General features: G+C 59.1%; 13 protein-coding genes and 1 pseudogene. 10 read left to right on the top strand and 4 right to left on the bottom strand.

What is annotated here, in order from left to right; all coding sequences use genetic code 11:
• The first annotated feature begins 124 nt into the window (after window positions 1–124).
• Genes QOX26_RS05400 through QOX26_RS05390 form a run of 3 tightly spaced genes read left to right on the top strand, consistent with a single transcriptional unit; the run spans window position 125 to window position 2866 of the window.
• Window positions 125–1531, top strand: coding sequence for a glycosyltransferase family 39 protein (locus QOX26_RS05400; protein WP_283673904.1), 1407 nt, complete (start codon window positions 125–127; stop codon window positions 1529–1531).
• Entirely contained in the window at window positions 1521–2462 is a 942-nt protein-coding gene (locus tag QOX26_RS05395; protein ID WP_283673903.1) for a glycosyltransferase family 2 protein, read from the top strand. The genes QOX26_RS05400 and QOX26_RS05395 overlap by 11 nt, the downstream gene beginning before the upstream one ends.
• The gene (locus QOX26_RS05390; protein WP_283673902.1) at window positions 2459–2866 is read left to right on the top strand and encodes a GtrA family protein; all 408 of its coding nucleotides are present in this window, start codon (window positions 2459–2461) and stop codon (window positions 2864–2866) included. The genes QOX26_RS05395 and QOX26_RS05390 overlap by 4 nt, the downstream gene beginning before the upstream one ends.
• Window positions 2867–2917: 51 nt before the next feature.
• On the opposite strand, the gene QOX26_RS05385 is transcribed toward QOX26_RS05390, so the two are convergent.
• Together QOX26_RS05385 and serC are read right to left on the bottom strand one after the other, a co-directional pair.
• A complete protein-coding gene (locus QOX26_RS05385; protein ID WP_283673900.1) occupies window positions 2918–4081 on the bottom strand; it encodes a phosphoglycerate dehydrogenase in 1164 nt (387 codons plus the stop codon).
• Window positions 4081–5175 carry a 3-phosphoserine/phosphohydroxythreonine transaminase gene (serC, locus tag QOX26_RS05380; protein ID WP_283673899.1) on the bottom strand — a complete coding sequence of 365 codons (1095 nt, stop codon included), beginning with the start codon at window positions 5173–5175 and terminating at the stop codon, window positions 4081–4083. The genes QOX26_RS05385 and serC overlap by 1 nt, the downstream gene beginning before the upstream one ends.
• A 237-nt stretch (window positions 5176–5412) precedes the next feature.
• Here serC and QOX26_RS05375 point away from each other — a divergent pair, with 237 nt between their 5' ends.
• From QOX26_RS05375 to licT, 7 genes and pseudogenes are all read left to right on the top strand, one after another.
• Entirely contained in the window at window positions 5413–6852 is a 1440-nt protein-coding gene (locus QOX26_RS05375; RefSeq protein ID WP_283673897.1) for an aminotransferase class I/II-fold pyridoxal phosphate-dependent enzyme, read from the top strand.
• 35 nt (window positions 6853–6887) lie between these two features.
• On the top strand, window positions 6888–7211 hold the full coding sequence (locus QOX26_RS05370) for a cyclic-di-AMP receptor (protein WP_283673896.1): 324 nt from the start codon (window positions 6888–6890) through the stop codon (window positions 7209–7211).
• Window positions 7208–8086, top strand: a complete 879-nt coding sequence (locus QOX26_RS05365; RefSeq protein WP_283673895.1) for a hypothetical protein — start codon at window positions 7208–7210, stop codon at window positions 8084–8086. Before QOX26_RS05370 ends, QOX26_RS05365 begins: the two co-directional genes overlap by 4 nt.
• 20 nt (window positions 8087–8106) lie before the next feature.
• Window positions 8107–8868: pseudogene (locus QOX26_RS05360) on the top strand (PSP1 domain-containing protein); the annotation flags it as partial.
• Between the two features lie 624 nt (window positions 8869–9492).
• Entirely contained in the window at window positions 9493–11220 is a 1728-nt protein-coding gene (locus QOX26_RS05355; RefSeq protein ID WP_283673894.1) for a phospho-sugar mutase, read from the top strand.
• 226 nt (window positions 11221–11446) lie between these two features.
• On the top strand, window positions 11447–12205 hold the full coding sequence (locus tag QOX26_RS05350; RefSeq protein ID WP_283673893.1) for a copper homeostasis protein CutC: 759 nt from the start codon (window positions 11447–11449) through the stop codon (window positions 12203–12205).
• A 1-nt stretch (window position 12206) separates the two neighbouring features.
• Window positions 12207–13049: a BglG family transcription antiterminator LicT gene (licT, locus tag QOX26_RS05345; RefSeq protein ID WP_283673892.1), complete on the top strand. Its 843-nt coding sequence runs from the start codon at window positions 12207–12209 to the stop codon at window positions 13047–13049.
• A gap of 162 nt (window positions 13050–13211) precedes the next feature.
• Here licT and nagA read toward each other — a convergent pair whose 3' ends face one another.
• On the bottom strand, window positions 13212–14321 hold the full coding sequence (nagA, locus tag QOX26_RS05340) for an N-acetylglucosamine-6-phosphate deacetylase (protein ID WP_283673889.1): 1110 nt from the start codon (window positions 14319–14321) through the stop codon (window positions 13212–13214).
• 4 nt (window positions 14322–14325) lie between these two features.
• Window positions 14326–15069: a glucosamine-6-phosphate deaminase gene (nagB, locus tag QOX26_RS05335; protein ID WP_283673888.1), complete on the bottom strand. Its 744-nt coding sequence runs from the start codon at window positions 15067–15069 to the stop codon at window positions 14326–14328.
• Window positions 15070–15148 lie beyond the last annotated feature (79 nt).

Genomic DNA, 15148 nt, shown 5'->3' with positions numbered 1-15148 from the left:
CAATGGTGACACAAAACCGTTATATTACAGCTGCGAAACGGCCCGATCGATTGCTTTACATCGACAAAACGCTGTGATAAAATACTTATGTTGGAAAATGCTTACGGAAGGGGGACTCGTTGGCATGTCCAGGAGCTTTGGCGCGCTTCGATTTTTATTCCTCGCGGGCTTTCTCGCGGCGGCCGCAGCCGTGCTGCTGCAAAGCGGCTACGCGCTCGCCGTGCTATTGGCGTGCGCAGTGTTCTGCTGCCTGCGCCGCCGACCTATCCCGCAGTTCACCTTCTGGCTGCTCGCAGGCGGCATCGCGCTGCGGGTCGCGGGCGTTTTCGTGCTGCACCCGCCGCTGGAATCGGACTTTCGCATGATGTACGAGGCTGCGCAGTCGCTGCTCGCGGGCGATGTATCGTTTTCGCACACACCCTATTTTACCCTTTGGGCGTATCAGAGCGTCTTTGTCGCGTGGCAGGCGATGTGGCTGCGGCTCTGGAACAATCCACTGTGCTTGGAACTGGTAAACGCCGTCCTCGCCGCGGGCACGGTCTGCCTGCTGTATCGCATGGTCCGCCCCCACGTGCGCGAATCCGCCGCGCAGACGGCCGCCGTGCTGCTGACGCTGTTTCCGTTTGCGCTGTCACTACCGACGCTGCTGTCCAATCAGATTCCGTCCGCCTTTTTCCTGACGCTCGGCCTGTGGCTGGCCGTCTCGGCGGACTGCAAAGGCCTGCGGCTCTGGCGGTTTGCTCTGGCGGGACTTGCGCTGCAGCTGGGCAATTTGCTGCGGGCAGAGGGCATTATCGTACTGGTTGCTGTGCTCGCATGGGCGGTTTTTGAGCTGCTGCGGCGGCGGGAGGGACGCAAACGTCTGATTTGCGGCCTGCTGCTCCTGCTTGCGGTTTACGGCGGGATGCACGCCGCGGCGGACGGCATCGTCCGGACAAGCGGTCTGAACGAAAACGGACTGTCAAACGGCGATCCGACGTGGAAATTCGTCACGGGACTGAATTATAAGACCGCAGGCGGCTATTCGGACGACGATTGGACAGCCACCGCAGCAACGCTCGACGAAAACCATCGCCCGACTGCCGAGACCGACGCGCTGCAAAGCGCCCTGCTGGAGGAGCGGCTGCACGTGCCGCCCCTGCGCCTTGTGCGGCATTTCGCGCACAAAACGGAGTACCTCTGGTGCGCCGATGCGCTTGACTGGGCGTTCGGGCATACGCAGAACGATCCGACCGCACCGCTCGGCCTGTCGTCGCATGAGAGGCTGCTCGATATGCTTAAGGAATTTGATCGCGGCCTGTTTTTCCTCGCACTGGCACTCGCCGCCTGGGGATTAATCGGCCCGCGCGGACGCTGGGGCGCACGGGAAACCGCCGCATACCTGCCGTATTTCGTCGTATTCGCGGCGTTTTGCGCGCTGCTGCTGATTGAGGTGCAGCCGCGCTATGCGTATCTGCCGCAGCTTTATGTGTTCACGGCCGCCGCCTTCGGACTGGACCGGCTGGGGGAAGGGAGAAAAAATGAAGGATAAGATTTCGCTCGTCGTACCCTGTTATAATGAGGAGGCCGCGCTGCCGCTGTTTTATCAGGAGGCTGACCGTGTGACCCGCGACATGTCCGGGATTGATTTCGAGTTCGTGTTTGTCGACGATGGCTCGCGCGATGGTACGCTGTCCATCCTGCGTGAGCTGGCCGAGCGGGACAAGCGCGTGCGCTTCGTGTCCTTTTCGCGCAATTTTGGCAAGGAAGCAGGCATGCTGGCCGGTCTGGAGGCCGCGACAGGCGATTTTGTCGCGCTGATGGACGCCGATTTGCAGGATCCGCCCGCGCTGCTGCCCGCGCTCTATAAGGCCGTGACCGAGGAAGGCTACGACTGCGCTGCGACCCGCCGCGTCACGCGGCAGGGCGAGCCGCCCATCCGCTCCTTCTTCGCGCGGTGCTTTTATAAGCTCATCAACCGAATTTCGGATGCCGACATCGTCGACGGCGCGCGCGATTACCGCCTGATGCGCCGCACGGTGGTCGATGCAATTTTGTCCATGCGCGAATACAACCGCTTTTCCAAGGGCATCTTCGGCTGGGTCGGCTTTAAGACCAAGTGGATTCCCTTTGTCAACGTTGAGCGCGTCGCGGGCGAGACCAAGTGGTCGTTCTGGAAGCTGTTTCTCTATTCGCTCGAAGGCATCGTCGCGTTTTCGACCGCGCCGCTTGCCATTGCGTCCATTTTGGGATTTCTGCTGTGCGTTATTGCGTTTGTGTTCATCGTGCTAGTCGTTATCAAGACGCTGGCCTTCGGCGACCCTGTCGGCGGCTGGCCGAGCATGATGTGCATCATCCTCTTCCTCGGCGGCATTCAGCTGTTCTGTATGGGCATTCTGGGACAGTATTTGGCCAAAACCTATCTCGAAACCAAGCACCGCCCGGTTTATCTGGTGCGTGAGACCGAGGAGGGCGTCAAGTGAGCCGTCTGGTCGACAAAAAGTTGCTGAAATTCCTGTTGGTCGGCGTGGTCAACACCCTTGTCGGCACGGCGATTATGTTCGGGCTGTACAACCTTGCCGGCTGTACCTACTGGGTGTCCTCGGCCGCAAACTATATCCTAACCAGCATTTTGAGCTTTTTCCTCAACAAATACTTCACGTTTGGAAACAAGGAAAAGAGCGCGGCGCAGGTCGTGCGCTTTGCCGTCAATATCGTGGTGTGCTATCTGCTGGCTTACGGCATCGCAAAGCCGCTGTGTCTGCAATTGCTTGCGGGCGCGTCGGTTGCCGTGCGCGATAATGTGTCGATGTTTGTCGGCATGTGCCTGTTCACCGGCTTTAACTATCTGGGACAGCGCTTTTTTGCATTCAAAGAGGACAAATAGAGCATGAAAAAAGGCGGAGCCGACTGGCTCCGCCTTTTGGTTTAAAGAAAATCAGCCGATGGCACGAACCGAGATCATACCCTCGATTGCGCCGAGCTTCTCAATCATGGCTGCATTCGGCTCGACCGAGATGTCCATGATGGTGTACGCATAGTCGCCGCGCGAGCGGTTGCCCATGTTTTCGATGTTCGCGCCCTCTTCCGAGAACACGCCGGTGATCGCGCCGATCATGCCCTGCACGTTCTTGTGAATCATGCACATGCGGTAGCCGGTTTCATACGGTACCTTGAGGTTCGGGAAGTTGACCGAATTGCGAATCGTGCCCTTTTCTAGGTACTCGGCAATTTCGTAAACGGCCATTTTGGCGCAGTTGTCCTCGCTCTCGGGCGTGGAAGCGCCGAGGTGGGGCAGAACAATGGCGTTCTCCTGCTCCAGAATCACGTCGGACGCAAAGTCGGATACATAGCAGGCGACCTTGCCGCTTGCCAGCGCCTTGGCGATTGCCGGCTCGTCGACCAGCTCGCCGCGGGCGAGGTTGACCACGCGCACGCCGTCCTTCATCTTTTCGAACGCGGCTTCGCCGATGATGCCCTTGGTGTCGGCCAGCAGCGGAACGTGAACGGTGATGTAATCGCAGTTTGCGAAAATTTCGTTGAGATCGGTCACGTGCTTGACCGAGCGGGACAGCTGCAACGCGCCGTCAACCGACAGGAAGGGGTCGTAGCCCCAGACTTCCATGTCAAGACCGACCGCGGCGTTGGCAACCTTGACGCCGATTGCGCCCAGACCGATAACGCCCAGCTTTTTGCCCGCGATTTCGGGGCCGGCATAGGTTGCCTTGCCCTTTTCAGCAGCGGGGCCGATGTCGGGCGTGCCCTTGAGGCCGCGCACCCAGTTCGCGCCCTGCACGATCTTACGGGAGGACAACAGCAGTGCGCAGATGACCAGCTCCTTCACGGCGTTAGCGTTCGCGCCCGGCGTGTTGAATACAACGATGCCCTCTTCTGCGCAGCGATCAACCGGAATGTTGTTTACACCCGCGCCTGCACGTGCGATGCACTTGAGGTTCTTCGGGAATACGACGTCGTGCAGCTTGGCCGAACGGACGAGCACTGCGTCATAGTCTTCAAACTCTTCGCTGCAAACATACTTCGCAGCGTCAAGATTATCCAGACCTACCTTGGAAATCTTGTTATACAGCTTAATCTGATTCATTATTTCTGATTCTCCTCTGCGAACTTCTTCATGAATGCAATCAGCGTCTCCACGCCCTCAACCGGCATTGCGTTGTAGATGGAGGCACGCATGCCGCCAACCGAACGGTGACCCTTGAGGTTGGACATGCCGAGCGCCGCGGTTTCCTTGGCAAACTTGGCGTCGAGCTCTTCGTCGCCGGTGCGGAAGGTGACGTTCATGTTGGAGCGGCTTTCCGTTTCGGCCACGGCCTGATAGAAATCCTGGCTGTCGAGGTAGTCATACAGCATGCCTGCACGCTTTTCGGCAAGCTTCTGCATCGCGGTCACACCGCCCATTTCCTCCACCCATGCGAGCACAAGGCCGAGGATGTAGATGCCGTACGTGGGGGGCGTGTTGTACATCGAGTCCTTCTCGGCCATCAGCTTCCAGTCGAGAATGGTGGGGTACTTTTCGGTCGGGTAAGCGCCGAGCAGATCCTCGCGCACGATGACAACGGTCACGCCTGCGGGGCCCATGTTCTTCTGCGCACCTGCGTAAATCACGCCGTACTTAGAAACGTCAACGGGCTTGGAGAGGATGTTGGACGACATGTCAGCCACGACCGGAACGCCTGCGGGCGCTTCGGGATCGTAGTGGAACTCGGTGCCGTAGATGGTATTGTTGGCGCAGATGTAGAAGTAATCCGCGTCAGAGCGGATGTCCAGTTCGGCCTGCGTGGGCACGCGGTCGAAGTTGCCCTCCTTGGAGGAGAATGCGACATGGATGTCGCCGAACTTCAGCGCTTCCTTGTAGGCAAGGTTTGCAAAGTTGCCGGTGACGGCGTAATCGGCCTTGCCGCTCTTCATCAGGTTCATCGGAACGGCCGCAAACTGCGTGGTCGCACCGCCCTGCAGGAAGAGCACCTTGTAATTGTCCGGAATGGAGAGCACGCGGCGCATGGCGGCCTCGGTCTCCTTGATGATGCCGTCGTATACCTTAGATCGGTGACTCATCTCCATGACGGACATGCCTGAGCCCTTACAATTGAGCATTTCGGAAGCCGCGCGCTCGAGCACGGGAACCGGCAGCATAGAGGGGCCTGCGGAAAAGTTGTAAATACGATTGTCAGCCATTGGTGAGTTACCTGCCTTTCAAAATTAAGGGTGCTATTCGTAAATGAATGCAGTATTAATTATAATATAACAATTCATTCTTTACTACGTTAAACACAACCAAAAATCCTTCCTAAAAAGACGAATGTATGCACAATATGGACATAGGAAAAGGCAGGTGCAGACGGCTGAAATTTGCATGTTTCGGGACATACTGGTATACTGAAAGCAATTGACTCATAGAAAGGGGCGTGCGATATGATCCGAAGACACGACGCACACCGTCATACCCGCGCACAGCGCCGCTGGGGCGACAGCGTACTGCCGATTGCGACCGCGCCGCTGTTCCACACCCTGCAAATGCTGGCGACGAGCGACTCGGCGCGTTTCCATATGCCGGGGCACAAGGGCGAACCGGTGTTCAGCAGCTATGCTGACGTGTTCGCCATTGACTTTACCGAGACCTACGGCACGGGCAACCTGTACGAGGGCGAAGGGCCGATTCGTGAAGCGGAAATTGCGGCTGCGCGCTATTTTCACGCGGAGGACTGCTTTTTCCTGACCGGCGGATCGACGCAGGGTATCCTTGCGATGCTGGCGGCCGCTGCAGGTGAGGGGGGCGCGGTGCTGCTCGACCGAGGCTGCCACAAATCGGTCTGCCACGGCTGCGCCCTGCTGGATTTGACGCCGTATTTCATCGGATCGGACACGCTCGAACGGTTTCACGTGCCTGCCGCGCTCCATCTGCGTGAGGCCGAGGAGCAGCTGCGCGCCCATCCCGAAATCCGCGCCCTGCTGCTGACCTCGCCGAACTACTATGGCGTGTGCCGCGATGTGGAGGCCTTCGCCGCTCTGTGCACGCGGTACGGCGTGAAACTCCTTGTCGATGCGGCGCACGGGGCGCACTTTCCCGCTGTCGGTCTGCCCACGCCGGTCGAGCAGGGAGCCGATATGACCGTGCTGTCCATCCATAAAACGCTGCCCGCACTCGGACAGTCCAGCGTACTGCTCATGCGCAAGGGCACGGATCGCCGTGCGCTGCGCGAGTTTACCGCGCTGTTCGGCACGTCGAGTCCGTCCTATCCCATTATGGCCTCGACCGACCTTGCCCGCGCCTATATGGAAGGGCGGGGGCGCGAAGCCTATCTCCGCGCGGCGGAAAGCTGCGCCGAGCTGCGGCGGTATGTCAACACGCACACCAAATTTCATGCGCTGACCACGGATGATTTTGCCGAGCTCGACCCCTGCCGCCTGACCGTATGCACGGACGGTGCGAACCTCACCGGCCATCAGCTGGCCGATCGGCTGTGGAGCGGCTTCGGCGTGGCCTGCGAGATGGCCGACGGGCAGAACGTGGTGTTCATCCTGACCGGCATGGACGCGGCAATGTCGCTCTACCGCCTACGGCGTGCGCTGCGGCGGATTTCGCAAACCTGCGCCCCGGCTGAACCGGCGGGGGTGCATGCGGCCTTCCCGCCTGCCGAACGCGTGAGCTCGGTGCGGCAGGCATGGTTTTCCAAAAAGATGGCCGTGCCTGTGCGGGATGCGGCGGGACTGGTCTGCGCCCGTCCGGTCACACCCTATCCGCCCGGCGTGCCGCTTCTCTGGCCGGGCGAGAAAATTACCCCGGCGCACGTTGAATTGTTGACCGAAAGATGGTACAATGAAATCAGCGAAATCCAAGTTGTGATACCTTAATTAATGTTACACTCGAATAAAAGGGGGAACCTTTCATGAAAATGGTACTCGCCATCATCAATTACGACGACGCACAGGACGTTATCAACAACCTGATGAAGGCCGGCTTTTCGATTACAAAGCTGGCAACGACGGGCGGCTTTCTCAAGGCCGGCAACGTCACCATTCTGATCGGTCTGGACGAGGATAAGCTCGACGCCTGCTTCGACATCATCCGTGAGCATTCGTCCACACGCCGGCAGGTCATCCCCACCACCGCTGAGCTGGGCATGGGCTTTTTCCCGTCCACCCCGGTGCAGGTCGAGGTCGGCGGCGCAACCGTGTTCGTGCTGAACGTCGAGCGCTTTGAAAAGCTGTGATTTCCTTTGACAGCCTGCCGGGCAACCGTACGCTCAAGGAAAGCCTGCAACACGCCCTCACCGAACGCATTCCGCAGACCATTCTGCTCTCGGGCGACGACAGCGCCGGACTCGAAACCCTGTCCACCGTGCTCGCCGCCGGCATTTTGTGCGAGACGGCGGGCAAACGACCCTGCGGCATGTGCCTGTCCTGCCGCAAGGTCGAGGGCGGCATCCATCCCGACCTGACCGTCGTGGACGAGGGCGAAAACGAAATCAAGGTCGACGCGGCAAGGCGCATCAAGTCGGAAAACGCCATCATACCGGGAGACGGCGACCGCCGTGTGACCGTCATTCGGCACGCGCAGAACCTCAATCCCGCCGCGCAGAACGCGCTGCTCAAGGAGTTGGAGGAGCCGCCGTCCTACGCGTTTTTCATCCTGACCGCCGAACAGCCGGACGCGCTTTTGGAAACGGTGCGCTCGCGCTGTGCGAAATTTGCGCTCGAGCCGCCGCAGGCCGTGCTGTCGGACGACGAAGCCGCCGCCCTGCTCGCACCCTATCTGGCCGCCGTTGCCGCCGGACGGGAGGAGCAGATGATGCAGGCCGCTGTCGGACTGGAAAAAACGCCGCGCCGGCAGCTTTTGGGTCTGCTTGGGCTGCTGCAAGCCGCCCTGCGCGACGCCGTGCTCGCCGCAAACGGACTGACGGTCGCCCCCCTCGTGCCGCAGCTGCGCGAGCAGACCGCCGCACTGTCGCGCACCGTGACGGCCGCGCGCCTGCTGCGTGTGCATGACTTTGTCGACGAACTGACAGGGCGTGTCTCCCGCAACGCGGGCGCGGCCGCCATGACCTGTGCGCTGACGGCTGATGTTTACCGAATTTGTTTTATATGAATCCGCAGGAGGATCAATATTTGACCAGTATTATTGGCGTTCGCTTTAAGGCGAACGGAAAAATGTATTATTTTGACCCCAAGGACAAGCAGGTCCAAACGGGGCAGGCTGTCATTGTCGAGACGGCGCGCGGCCTCGAATACGGCGAGTGCGTGCAGGGCAATACCGAGGTGCCCGAGCAGTCGGTGGTGCAGCCGCTCAAGAGCGTCATCCGCGTGGCGACTGACGCCGACCGTGAGACCTTAAAGCGCAACCAGAAGCGCGCGGACGAGGCCTATATCATCTGCAAGCGTAAGATTGAAGAGCGCGGCCTGGAAATGAACCTCGTGACCGTCGAATGCACGTTTGATATGAACAAAATGCTGTTTTACTTCACGGCGGACGGACGCGTTGACTTCCGCGAGCTTGTGAAGGATCTTGCAAGCGTGTTCCGCACGCGCATCGAGCTGCGCCAGATCGGCGTGCGCGATGAGGCCAAGATGATCGGCGGACTGGGCGCGTGCGGCCGTGAGCTGTGCTGCTCCTCGTATCTGGAGGATTTTCATCCGGTGTCGATCAACATGGCCAAGGAGCAGAATCTGTCGCTCAATCCCGCCAAGATTTCGGGCACGTGCGGCCGTCTGATGTGCTGCTTAAAGTATGAGCACGAGGCTTATGCCGAGCTGCAAAAGGTCACACCCAAGAACGGCAGCATTGTCGAAACGCCGGACGGACGCGGCAGAGTCGTGTCCACCCAGATGCTGCGCGGCACCTGCAAGGTGCAGCTTGACGACAGCACCGACCATACGCCGGTGCAGTTCCAGTGCACCGAGTGCTGCATGGTGCGGGGCGGCGGCGGATGCCGCGGCCGTGGCTGTTGCGGCGGCGGTGCCGAGCAGGAGGCGGAAAAGCAGGACAAGCTGGAAAAGGCAGAGCGGCCGGAAAGAGCGGACAAGCCGGAACGGACGGATAAGCCCCGCGCTGAGCGTCCCGCAAAGCAGGATAAACCGCGCGCCGAGCGTCTCGTAAGACAGGATAAGCCGCGTCCGGAGCGCCAGCCGGCCGCTGCGCAGGTGGACGAGGTTCAACCGGATGCCCCGGCAGAGGACGAAGGCTCCGTCGAGGGCGCACCGCGCCGCAGACGCCGCCGCGGCGGCCGCCGCCGTACGGGTCGAAAACCCGGGGAAGATGGCGAACAGCAGTCCGAGGGCACTTCCGAAGAATAATTTTTTGCACGCTCCGACTTGTGCGGAGCGTGCTTTGTTATTTCCGATTTTCTATGTTTTGGAAGGTGTGGGGACTGGAAAAGTTTGATATTTTCGGAAAAGTGTAAAATCTTTTCATAATGTCGCACAAAAACCCTTGCATTGACAGGTGATTATTGTATAATTTAGATAGAGCCACAAATCTAGGACGAGGTGAAAGCTATGGATTACATGATGGAATACAGCCGTTGGCTGTCGCGCCCCGAGCTGAACGAGGGCGAGCGCGCAGAATTGCAGGCGGTTGAACACGATAAGGAAGAGATTGAAAGCCGGTTTTTCGGCCCGCTTTCGTTTGGTACGGCAGGCCTGCGCGGTGTGCTCGGCGTCGGCCTGTACCGCATGAACCGCTTCACGGTCGGACAGGCTACGCAGGGACTGGCTAATCTGATTGTGGAAAACGGTGCGGAGGCAAAGAAACGCGGCGTGGCGATTGCGTTTGACAGCCGCAATTGCTCGCCCGAATTTGCCCAGCAGGCCGCCTGCATTCTCGCGGCAAACGGTATCCACGTGCGCCTGTTCGATGAGCTGCGCCCTACGCCCGAGCTGTCCTTTGCCATTCGGCATTACGGCTGCATCGCGGGCATCAACATCACGGCCAGCCACAATCCCAAGGAGTACAACGGTTATAAGGTCTACTGGGAGGACGGCGCACAGCTGCCGCCCAAGGAGGCTGACGTGGTTGCCAAGGAAATGGCAGCGACCGACCTGTTTACCGGTGTAAAGTCGGGCGATTTTGAAGCCTTCAAGGCCGAAGGCCTGATTGAAATGCTCGGTTCCGAGACCGATGAAGAGTACCTTTCGCAGGTGCTCGCCGTTTCGGTCAACCCTGACTGCGTGCGGCAGGTGGCGGACGAGTTTAAGCTGGTCTACACCCCGTTCCACGGCGCGGGCTATCGCCTTGTGCCCGAGGTGCTCAAGCGTCTGGGCTACAAGCATATCCTCTGCGTGCCCGAGCAGATGGTGATTGACGGCAATTTCCCGACCGTTGCCAGTCCCAATCCGGAAAATAAGGAAGGCTTTCATCTCGCCATCGAGCTTGCCAAGGCAAACGGCGTGGATTTGATTATCGGCACCGATCCGGACGCCGACCGTACCGGCATTGTGCTCAAGGACAAGTCGGGCGAGTACATCACGCTGTCGGGCAATCAGGTGGGCGTGCTGCTTGTGGATTATGTCATCACCGCGCGCCGGCTGACCGGTACGATGCCCGAAAATCCGGCCGTGCTCAAGTCAATCGTTACGACTGAGATGGCGCGTGCCGCGGCAGAAAAGAACGGCGTTGCGTGCTTTGATACCTTTACAGGCTTCAAGTTCCTCGCCGAAAAAATTAAGGAATTCGAGAAAACCGGTTCGCATCAGTACATTTTCGCGTTTGAGGAGTCCTACGGCTATCTCTGCGGCGATTATACGCGCGATAAGGACGCAGTCACGGCCTCGATGTTGATTGCCGAAATGGCGGCCTACTATCGCACGCAGGGCAAGACCCTGTTTGATGCGATGGAGGAAATGTACGAAAAGTACGGCTACTTTATCGAGCAGACCATTTCGATCACCATGCCCGGCGTGTCGGGTCTGACCCGCATGAAGGAGCTGATGGCCGAGCTGCGCGAAACCCCGCTGACCGAGGTCGCCGGTGTGCCGGTTGCCTACGCGCGCGATTATCTGCCGGGCACCCGCACCTGTGTGGCGGACGGCAAGACCGAGCAGATGGAGCTTTCCGGTCAGAACGTGCTGTATTATGAAATGCAGGGCGGCACGGTGTTCATCATCCGGCCGTCCGGCACCGAACCCAAGGTCAAGGTCTATATCATGGCCAAGGGCGAGGATAAGCAGCAGGCGAGTGACAAGGTCGCGGCTTATGTGAGCGCGGCGCGCGAAATCGTCAAGTAAATGCAACGCACGGAGCGGTGCGTCAAGAAGCGGCATGCATTTCGTCATGCCGCTTTTGCTTTGCCAAAGAGCGCCGCCGGTTGATTCTTTGACTGCCGCATGATATAATAATCGTAAGTGCAGTCATTTTATGGTTCGCTGCAAAATCATCGCAACAGCGACATAAAAATAGGGCTTATTGATTCAGAACGCCTGCTGTTTTGGCGGGTGAGAAGGATGGTTCGCAATGGATTTTGTGCTGGAAGCGTGCGTCGATTCGGTCGAATCGGCGATGGAAGCCGCAGCGGGCGGCGCAACGCGGCTGGAGCTGTGCGGCGACCTGATTGTCGGCGGTGTAACGCCCGACCCTGCGCTCTTTGAATGCGTGCGGGAAGCGGTGGATTTGCCGGTGCGCGTGCTGCTGCGGCCGCGCTTTGGTGACTTTTTATATACCGATGCGGAATTTGAGCTGCTGCGGCGACAGGTGCGGCGCTATGCCGCCATGGGCGCGGACGGTGTGGTCATCGGCGTGCTGCGGGCGGACGGCACGCTCGACGAAGTGCGCATGGCCGAGCTCATCGCACTTGCGCAGGGTGCAGGCGTGACGCTGCACCGTGCGTTCGACCTGTGCCGCGACCCGTTTGAGGCGCTGACGGCTGCAAAACGGCTCGGCGTGGACACGATTCTCACCTCGGGACAGCGTGCAAGCTGTACCGAAGGGGCGGAATTGCTCTCGGAGCTGGTTCGGGCGTCAAACGGTACGCCGCGCATCCTGATTGGCGCAGGGGTGAACGCGGCGGCAATTGCTTCGCTCGGCGCGGCGACCGGTGCGCGGGCGTTCCACCTTTCGGGCAAGCAAACGCTCGAAAGCGGCATGAAATATCGGCGCGAGGGCGTTCCGATGGGGCTGCCCGGCATTTCGGAATATGAAATTTGGCGCACCGATCGCACCGCCATCCGTGCGGCGCGGCAGGCTCTCGAAGCGCTTGACAAGGGGGAAATCTGAGATGCAGATTCAGAAAATTCTCAACAATAACGTGGTGGTAGCGCTCGACGAACAGGGCGCGGAGACCGTGCTCATGGGGCGCGGCCTTGGTTTTGGCCGCAAAACCGGCGATCCGGTGAACCAAGCCGCGGTTGAAAAGCGCTTTACCCTACATAGCGAACAGCTTTCCGATAAATTTCAGCAGCTGATGACGAGCATTCCGATGCCGCATTTTCTGATGAGCGAGCGCATCATCAACCATGCGAAGATTGCCTTGGGCAAGACGCTGTCGGACAGCATTTATGTCACCCTGCCCGATCATATTTCGGCCGCGATTACGCGGTATAAGGACGGCATTCGGCTGCCCAACCCGCTGCTGTGGGATATTCGCCAGTTCTATCCGGATGAGTTTTCGGTTGGTCTCAAGGCCAACGAAATTGTGCTGGAGGAGACCGGCGTGCAGTTCACCGAGGATGAGGCCGGCTTTATCGCCATGCACTTCGTCAACGCGCAGATTGACGGCGAAATCCGCGAAGTATACGATATGACCTACCTGATGCAGGAGGTTTTTCAGATCGTGCGCCGGGAATTTGGCTATGAACCCGATCGGGATTCCATCAATTACTACCGTTTTGTGACGCATCTGAAATTTTTCGCCCAGCGCATCATGAACGGACAGCGCTACGGCAACGGGGAAGAGGATCTGCTGGCGGTCGTACGGTATAAGTATCCCAAGGCATACGAATGTGCCAGACAGGTCTGCGCCTATGTGCGCCGCGATAAAGGGTTTGACGCGGGACAGAACGAACTGCTGTACCTGACCATTCACATCGCCCGCATCACGGAGGATTGCGACAGCAACTAAAATTCTATGACACATCATCAGGCTGCCTTCTTGGAGGGCAGCTTTTTTGATGCATGGATGCCGATGGCACGCAAAACGGCTCTCCGCAAAAGCGGAGAGCCGTTTGAAATCATGGGTGAAAATCCCCATTCATCCCGCATCTCTTCATTCCTATGCTGCCAGTTACAGCAATTTTCCTCGCAGGATAATGGAGTTGACCTCCAGATTTTCATCAAGAAGGACGACATTCGCAAGCTTGCCGGCCTCCAGACTGCCATAGTCATGTGCCACGCCGATGGCGCGCGCGGGGTGCAGGGACGCCGCCTTGACGGCCTGCCCGAACGGAATGCCCATCTTGACCGCGCTGCGCACGCAGTCGAGCAGACAGGTGGCCGAGCCGGCGATGGTGCCGTCGTGCAGCGTGGCCAGATTGCCGCGCACGGTGACAGCCTGACCGCCGAGGGAATATTCGCCGTCCGCAAGGCCGGTTGCCATCATGCTGTCCGAAATCAGGATGACGCGTCCGTCAAACAGCCGGAAGGTCGCGCGAACCACCGAGGGGTGGATGTGCACGCCGTCCGCAATCAGCTCGACCGCGACCGCGTCGCAATCAAACGCCGCGCCAATAACGCCGGGCGCGCGGTGCGACAGGGGGGGCATCGCATTGTACAGGTGCGTCACCTGCCGCGCGCCGCGGCGGAAGGCCTCGGTGGCGGTGTCATAGTCCGCCGTTGTGTGCGCCACCGAAATGCGAACCTCGGAGCTGAGCGCTTCGATGGTGTCCATCGCGCCGGGTTGTTCGGGGGCAATATCGCAGATTTTGAACAGGCCGTTTGCCTTGTTCTGCAGGCGGCGGAACATGTCCGCATCCGGTGCGTGCAGGTATGCGCCGTTCTGCGCGCCCTTTTTGGCGGCGGAAATGAACGGCCCTTCCATGTTGATGCCGACCAACGCGGCTTCGTCCGTATCCGTTTGATAGGAGGCGGCAGCGGTTGCAATTCCGGTAAGTTTGTCCTCGGGATAGGTCATCGTGGCCGGACAGATGGCGGCAACGCCGTTCTGTGCCTGATACTTGGCAATGGCCGAAATGGCCTCATGTGTGCCGTCACAGAAATCATAGCCGACGCAGCCGTGAAAATGCACGTCAACCAAACCGGGAATGGCGTACAGGCCGCCCGTGTCGGCAGCGTCCGCCGAGGGCGCAGCCGCAGTGATGCGGTCGCCGGAAATGGACAGGCCGCCCGTTTGGAACGTGCCGTCCGGCTGGAAAATCTTCAGATTACGAAAATCCATTTGATCACCTGAGTTCCTTTTCCGTGCACAGCGAGAGCGCGGCGTCATCCGCCACGACCGATACGTCGGTATGCAGCTGCAGAATCGAGGCGGGCACCATGGGGGTCACCGGGCCAAAGCACGCATCCCGCAGGATTTGCGCCTTGTTTTCGCCCGAAACAATGATGATGATTTTGCGTGCGAGCATAATGGTCTGCACGCCCATCGTGTAGGCCTGACGCGGCACATCGTCCGCGCTTTCAAAGAAGCGCTTGTTGGCTTCGATGGTCGACTCGGTCAGGTCAACGCAGTGCGTGCCCTTGGAGAAGGACTCGTCCGGCTCGTTGAAGCCGATGTGTCCGTTAAGACCCATGCCCAAAAGCTGCAGGTCGATGCCGCCCGCGGCACGGATGGCCTTGTCATAGCGCTCGCATTCCTTTTCGATGTCCATCTGTGCGCCGTCCGGCAGGTTGATGCGTGCGGCCGGGATGTTGATGGCGTCAAAAAAGTTCTTGTGCATGAAATAATGGTAGCTTTGGTCGTGGTCAGCGGTCAGCCCGCGGTATTCGTCGAGGTTGAAGCTCGTGCATTCGCCGAAGTTCACGTCGCCCTTGTTATACCATTTAATCAACTGCTCGTAAATACCAATGGGGGATGACCCTGTCGCCAGACCGAGCACGGAGTTCGGTTTCAGAATTACCTGAGCCGAAATGATATTGGCGGCCTTGCGGCTCATGTCGTTATAGTCTTTTGCACGGATGATTTTCATATCAGCACCTCATATTTTCATTCCTGTTTCAAGGATATCACGGAATATCCTTCGTGGCGACTGAAACTCGCCGATGAAA

The sequence above is a fragment of the Butyricicoccus sp. Marseille-Q5471 genome (genome assembly GCF_951230135.1).
GTDB lineage: Bacteria > Bacillota > Clostridia > Oscillospirales > Butyricicoccaceae > Agathobaculum.
This window is presented reverse-complemented; position numbering and strand designations above follow the sequence as displayed.